The sequence below is a fragment of the Pseudoroseomonas cervicalis ATCC 49957 genome (assembly GCF_000164635.1).
GTDB lineage: Bacteria > Pseudomonadota > Alphaproteobacteria > Acetobacterales > Acetobacteraceae > Pseudoroseomonas > Pseudoroseomonas cervicalis.
Genome location: NZ_GG771202.1, coordinates 1 through 639 on the forward strand (window position 1 = coordinate 1; position 639 = coordinate 639).

A 639-nucleotide genomic window follows, 5' to 3' on the forward strand; every position below is an offset into this window, starting at 1 on the left:
CCCCCGCCCCGCCTTGCGCCGCCGCCCCCCGCGCCAGCCCCAATCCCAGACCAAGCCCGGCCGCACCGGCCAGCACGCCGCGTCGCTGCATCCCCGATCCCCCTGAAACCCGACGCGGCATTCTGCACATCACGCAGGCGTTATGAAGGGCAAGCCGCCTGGTCCGCCGCCCAGGCTGGCGGAAATCCGTGAACCGGGTGTGAAGCGCCGCTCAGCGCGGCAGCACGGTGTCCGGCCGCCCGGCCCAGCCATTGCTCTGGTCGAGCTGGGTGATCGCCTCCAGCGCGCGGCCGGTGGCGATGGCGGCCTCGGGCAGCGGGCCGGGCTGGGTCAGGCGCAGCAGGCTGCGCTCCGGCCCGGCCGGGAACAGCGCCGCGGGGAAGGCCGCGGCGGTCTCGGCCCGCGCGTCCAGCAGCTGCGCCAGCCGTGCCATGGCCGGGATCACCTGCTCCGGCAGCGCGGTGGCGGACAGGCCCAGCGCCTGCCGCACCTCCCGCACCGCGCCACGCAGCGCCAGGATCAGCCCCGGCGGCAGGGCGGCGAAGCGCGGCTCGCTGCCCAGCGTGTGCGTCAGATACTCCAGCCGGGCGGTGGCGCGGGCGGTCTCGGCCGGGCGGCCCTCCAGCGCCGCGCCCTGGT

Annotated in this window: 1 protein-coding gene; it reads right to left on the reverse strand. The window is 77.3% G+C overall.

Annotated elements, in window-relative coordinates; all coding sequences use genetic code 11:
* Positions 1-211 precede the first annotated feature (211 nt).
* Positions 212-639 (reverse strand): hypothetical protein (locus tag HMPREF0731_RS22575; RefSeq protein WP_007006597.1); only part of this gene is annotated, 428 nt, incomplete at its 5' end.